The organism is Rummeliibacillus suwonensis (assembly GCF_007896435.1).
GTDB classification, from domain to species: Bacteria; Bacillota; Bacilli; order Bacillales_A; family Planococcaceae; genus Rummeliibacillus; species Rummeliibacillus suwonensis.
The window spans coordinates 1,557,443-1,563,660 of the sequence record NZ_VCBL01000001.1 but is presented as its reverse complement, the minus strand read 5'-3'; the positions used below and the strand labels follow the sequence as shown (position 1 = coordinate 1,563,660).

Genomic DNA, 6,218 nt, shown 5'->3' with positions numbered 1-6,218 from the left:
CCCAGTTCATGTGGAGCTCTTTCAAGCCGTTCTTCTGTTTCCAGAGAGGAGTGAATATCATCTAGTGTATGCTTCTCTAATAGTTTCTTTATACCTTTAACCCTTGCTCGGGTTTCTTCCGGGTGTATCGTCAGATACGCTTGAACCCTCTCAGGCAAATATTTAAAGAATCGTGAATACTTGACAGACCGAGGCTTCTTCTCCCAATCTATTAAAATATCATTCCATGGTATCGCTCTTGTTGTATTCATATAAGGGCGGTCTTCCTGGTAAACAATTTCTCCGCCATTCGTAAAACAGGTGAATCGATCCCATTCCATTTTGAGGACCAATCCTTGTTTCATTTTCGCTTTGTGGATAACAATTTTTTCACCGTCAACTTCAATTTCCCCATATTTATTAACCTTTGTGGATTTTACAGAATAAATCGGAAGATCCGTTAAAGGCAAGGCTTTCAAATGTTTTTTATCCTCTTTCCACAACTCATCAATCAACACATTTTTTTCATAGTGGAGGCGTTGCCGATCCTTTTCCATTCCCTCCTTCAACCAGTCCGCTAATTGTGGAAAACTCTTCATTATCGGTGCTGTTGTAAATAGATTATTCCTTGTATAACCAACCTTCTTTTCCACATTTCCTTTCTCATGCCCGCTTGACGGATTACATGGCTGCACTTCAAAACCATAATGGCACTTGAATCTCAAAAATGCGTCAGTGTAGGTCCGTTTGTCCCCTTTGCCAATTGAAATTACTGCCGCAGACAAGTTATCAATACGTAGATAGGTTGGGACCCCTCCAGCCTGGTGAAACAACTCCTTTAGCCCTTCAAGGAAACACTCCGTATTTTCGCTTGGAAGAGGGTAGCTAAATCCAGCATTACTATGTGGAAAACTCAAGATTAGGGCTTTGACATCTTTATACGCTCCGTCTTTTACCACAGTCATGTTTCCGAAGTCCACTTGTGCTTCACCCGGAGGGTGTTCTAAACGCTCATGTCTTTCAACCTTGGCTGCTTTGAGTTGGGGCTTTCGGTGTTGGATATATTCGCATACGGTCCGATACGAACCTTTAAAATCATGGTTGTTTCTAAGTTCTTCATGGATCTTCTTGCTAGTTCTTCGGTCTTTTCTCTTGAGTTTCATGTCCTCCTCAAGCCAACAGTCAACAATTTCTCCGAACCCCTCCTCATACATCATTCCTCTTTTAGTGAACTTGAGTGTTTCTTGAAAACTTTCTCCATCTGCGTATTTTTTAACAGTCCTCCAATTACAACCAGTTTTTCTTGCAATCTCGTTTATAGATAAATCTTCTTCTTCTCTTAAATGTTTGATATAATTTACTTCAGGCATCGCTAGCATCCTTTCATGTCCTCCTACTGTTGTGGTCTCTCAATCAATACAGTAGGGAATTATTATGGGGCTGGCAAGCCTTTTTTTATGCAGTTGAGTTCTGCACAAATTTCTCGCAAACCTCTGTACTTTTATTTTGCAATAAACACATGTGAAAGATAAAGTGAAGATTGGCATTATGCTCTCAGATGTAGGACTTGGCGATCAATCCTTTAGCGATTCGGCTTTTAAGGGATTAGTTCGAGCACGTGATGAATTAGGAATTTTGTTTGATTATCGGGAAATCAAAGATACAAAAACTTATGAAAAAGGGTTAACCGAACTTGTGAAACAGGGCAATGATGTCATTGTAGGGTTAGGATTTATGGTTCAGGAAGATTTAGAAAAAGTAGCAAAAAAATACCCTAAACAGCAGTTTGTTCTTATAGATGCCGTATCTAACCTTCAAAATGTTAGTTCGATTACTTTTAAAGCAGATCAAGGGAGCTATTTAGCTGGCGTTGTAGCTGCATTAACAACGAAATCAAATGTGTTGGGATTCATAGGTGGAGACGATGTTCCCACTATTCAACAATTTTCTGAAGGATTTCAGAAAGGTGCTAAAGCGGTTAAACCTAATATTACGATTATTGAAAAATATGCAGGTAACTTTGGAGATGACAAGCTTGGTAGTCAAATAACAAAACAGATGATTGCCCAAAAAGCAGACGTAATTTATGCAGCAGCTGGCTTTACAGGTGTAGGGATGCTGAAAGAAGCACAAAAAGAAAAAGTTTTAGCAATTGGTGTAGATACCGATCAATATTTCTATGCAGAAAAAGCTGTAGTGACATCTATGTTGAAACATGTAGATGTGGCTTTGTTTGAAATCGCGGCACAACTAACCAAAAAAGGTGTAGTGACTAAGAAACAGCAAGAATTGGGGATAGATGAAAATGGAGTGGGACTGGCTCCTATTAGGGTTGTTTCTTTAACAAAAGAACAAGAAGATCGTTTGAAGAAAGAAAAAGAAAAACTGACCAATGGTAATTATTAGGGAGGTTATCAGTCATGACACTCAAAAAGAAATTAATATTGAACTCTTTAGTTGGATTATTATTGGCAATTTTAATGATCGCATTCATATTGTTCAATATGGTTGCTATTCAATCATCAAATAAGGATAATGTTGCGATTTTAATAGATGTACAAAAATTGGATGCTAACATGAGTATGACTAAGCAGGCCATCAATAATTTTTCTTTTACAGTCACAGATGCTAACAAAGCAGAAGTAGAGCAAAATATAGAAAAAATTGATTTGCTTATGAAACAATTATCTAAACAATTAACAGATGCAGATAGCGTCAAAGTTTTTAAAAAAGTAAGCCAAAAATATAACATATGGAAAAAAGAAACGACTACTTTTTTAAATACAAAAAATCAAGCGGAGGCAAAGAAGCAATCGATCCGAATAGACGGTATTTTAAATGATATATATTTACTTAATTTATATGTGAATGATGATTATGATACTATTCAAAAAAATTTAGAAAATAAAATATCATTTATAGTTACATCCGTAGTGATTGGCAGTATTGCTCTAATCATTGTTGCAATCATCATTAGTATCCAGATGATGAGATCAATCACTAAACCATTAACGAATCTTGCTTCTCATGCAAGCCAAATTTCACAAGGAAACTTAAATGTGGAGTTGTTTAAATATGCTGTAAAGGATGAAGTGGGTACGCTGAATACTTCCTTTACGTTGATGGTCAAGCAGCTAAAGGGGCTTTTATTTTCTATTGAAAAGGTTAGTAAAGAAGTTGAAGGATTTGCTAAAGAAATTGAAACAGACAATGGTGGCTTGACACAAATGAGTAATCAGGTCGCTATTGCTACTGACGAATTATCAGCGGGCTTTCAAACTATTTCAGAAGATTTACAAGAAGCTGTGTCACTTATTGAACAAGTAGATCTTGAATTGCTAACAAATGTTGAACGCTCACAGGAAGTAGTTACATATGGAGAGGAGTCAGTAGAAGCCATTCAATCTGGTCAACAGGTGATGGCCATTCAGCAAGAATTAATCGTAAAGAACAAAGAGACTATGCAACAAATTGAAGAAGCGACAAAATTATTTGTTCATTACACATCCAATATTGGGGATATGGCACAAACTGTTTCAAATATTGCGGATCAAACAAATTTGCTTGCTTTAAACGCAGCAATTGAAGCGGCTCGTGCCGGAGAATCTGGAAAGGGCTTTGCTGTTGTAGCAGAAGAAGTGAGGAAATTGGCAGAAGAGTCAACAAAGGCGACATCACAAATTTTTGAAATGGTGGGGCTCATCCAAACTGGCATCGTTGATATCTCACAATCAGTCACAAACGGCGTAACTATTGCGAATCAACAGCGTCAGTCAATGGAAGAAGTAAACAAAACATTTAATCATATTGAGAAGAAAGTCCAAGGAATTACGACCGCATTAACAAGCTTACAGTCAGCTATTCAACAATCAAAAACGAGAGGGACTCAAGTGCTTCAAAATGTGGAAAGTATTAGCGCGGTAGTCGAACAATCTGTAGCAGGAGGGGAAGAAATATCAGCCTCAACAGCAGAACAACTGACATCTTTTAAAAAGATGGGAGAAAAAGTAACAGATTTACGTCAATTAACGGATGATTTAAATCAAACATTAGCTATATTTAAACTAAAATAAAGATGAAGCCTCATGATGGTGAGCATGAAGTTGAAAAATATAAATGAACATGTTTTTTTAAAATCAAATACAAAGGAGAAAAGTGAATGAAAAAGCTATTAGGGAACCTTAAGCTCATTCTAAAAATCGGTATACTTTTTCCCATTATTACAATTTTTTTAGCTGGAATGTCCATCATCAACTATATTAGTGCATCTAAAGAATTGCAAAAATCAATTGAGAACGAAATGGCGTTGCTAGCAGACAATGTAGGTAATTCAGTAGAAAATAAATTACACTCACACGAACAGCTCATTTATAGTGCAAAATCTTCTATAGAATCTGCGGATAAAGTGATGACAAGGGAGCAATTTAAACAGTTTGCTGAGCAATTACTCCCATCCAATAAAGAAACTTATGGAATGGGACTTTGGCTTGAAAAAAATGCAGCTGGTGGAAAAAACTTTGGACCGTATGTATATAAAGAAAATGAAAAAATGGTTTATACAAATGTCTATGAAAAACCTTCTTATGCTTTTCATACGCAAAAGTGGTATACAGATAGCATACAATCATCAAAAATAACCTATACAGAGCCTTATTTTGATCAATCATTAGGAAAAATGTTTATCTCATTTGGTGTTCAAGTAGTGAAAAATTCAACTCCAGTTGGGGTTATTACAGGTGACTACGTGCTAGATTCCATACAATCGATTGTGTCAGATGTCAAAATACGAGATAGTGGTTATGCATTTTTAATGGATAATAACGGAAAGTTTTTAACACATCCTGATGCTAAGAAGGTTAATAAAGAAACCGTTCAAAAATTTTTAAAAATTCCTATTGAAAAGTTTTCAAAAGAGAAGCAATTAATGGAAACGACTATTAAGGGGACAAATTATACATTACAATATGAGAAAATAGATGGTGTACCATGGAAACTTGTTTTACTAGTTCCAACAAAAGAGTTATATGCAGATGTACAAGGGATGGTCTACCAACAAATTGTGGTCAGTATTGTTTTGATAGTATTAATTGCAATCATTATTTATTTGTTAGCCCGTTACATGCGTGGTGAAGTACAGGTGATCAATAAGCATTTAGGTCATCTTGCCACAGGAGATCTAACACAAACAATGTCTGTTGCTACTAGAGATGAATTTGGTGAGATGGCGCAATATTATAATCATTCTGTCGAAGCATTAAGGAAAATGGTCAAAAACATTTTAACTGAATCCGAAACAGTTGCTTCCACAGCAGAAGAGTTGACTGCAAGCGTGCAAGAGGTCAACCATTCCGTAACAGAGGTTGCTATTTCTATTCAAGATGTCGCAGAAAATACAAATAAACAGCAGGTTGTAAGTGATCAATTAGAATCTGCAACCACTCAATTGGCTAATGAAATGACAAAAGTTAAAAATACCCTAAAAAATACGGTAACCCATTCAGCTGCTACATCTGATTTAGCAGTAGAAGGGGCAAAACAAATTTCAGCATTTGTTGACGAATTTACTCACTTGCATACGCAAATTGAGGATTCAGCTAATTTAGTTAGTAACTTGAGCGATTATTCTATAAAAATAGAGAAAATGAGTCAACTCATTTCATCCATCACGGAGCAAACCAATTTATTGTCTTTAAACGCAGCTATTGAAGCTGCACGAGCTGGAGAGGCAGGAAAGGGCTTTGCAGTTGTAGCTGGAGAAGTGAAAGAACTCGCTGAACAAACAAGTCAAGCTTCTCAGGAGATTGCAACACTTGTGCATAATGTCCAAAATCAAATTAATAAAGCGAGTTTAATGATGGAGCAAAGTCGTTCCATTGCTCAAAATGGGCTTGTTTCTGTTCAACAAGCCGGGGTAAATTTTGATACTATTGCAAAAGCAATTATGGAATTAAAACAAACGATTGAACAAACTAGTTTTAGTACAACAAATGCATATGATAAGCTAACAAAAGTGACTTTTAAAGTTCAAGAAATCAGTAAACAAGCGGTTGCAACAAACGATCATACGTTAAACGTCTCTGCTATCACAGAGGAGCAAGCTTCAACAATGACTGAAATGGCAACTGCCGCTGAACAATTAGCCAAGTTGGCTCAGAATCTTCAAGAAGAAACGGGAAAATTTAATGTATAGAAGATTCCCTTTGAATTTTAAAAGGCTTGTTTAAAAAAGGAACTTCGCT

The 6,218-nt window shown here is 36.3% G+C and carries 4 protein-coding genes; 3 read left to right on the top strand and 1 reads right to left on the bottom strand.

What is annotated here, in order from left to right; all coding sequences use genetic code 11:
- Positions 1 to 1,358 (bottom strand): IS21 family transposase (istA, locus tag FEU33_RS07240; RefSeq protein WP_146549928.1); only part of this gene is annotated, 1,358 nt, incomplete at its 3' end.
- Between the two features lie 154 nt (positions 1,359 to 1,512).
- Here istA and FEU33_RS07235 point away from each other — a divergent pair.
- The 3 genes from FEU33_RS07235 to FEU33_RS07225 all read left to right on the top strand — a co-directional run bounded on the left by FEU33_RS07235 (position 1,513) and on the right by FEU33_RS07225 (position 6,169).
- Positions 1,513 to 2,385: a BMP family lipoprotein gene (locus FEU33_RS07235; RefSeq protein WP_244950990.1), complete on the top strand. Its 873-nt coding sequence runs from the start codon at positions 1,513 to 1,515 to the stop codon at positions 2,383 to 2,385.
- Positions 2,386 to 2,399: 14 nt separating this feature from the next.
- Positions 2,400 to 4,052, top strand: coding sequence for a methyl-accepting chemotaxis protein (locus FEU33_RS07230; protein WP_146548732.1), 1,653 nt, complete (start codon positions 2,400 to 2,402; stop codon positions 4,050 to 4,052).
- Positions 4,053 to 4,138: 86 nt separating this feature from the next.
- Complete coding sequence (locus FEU33_RS07225; protein WP_146548731.1) at positions 4,139 to 6,169, top strand: methyl-accepting chemotaxis protein; 2,031 nt, start codon at positions 4,139 to 4,141, stop codon at positions 6,167 to 6,169.
- Positions 6,170 to 6,218: the final 49 nt, after the last annotated feature.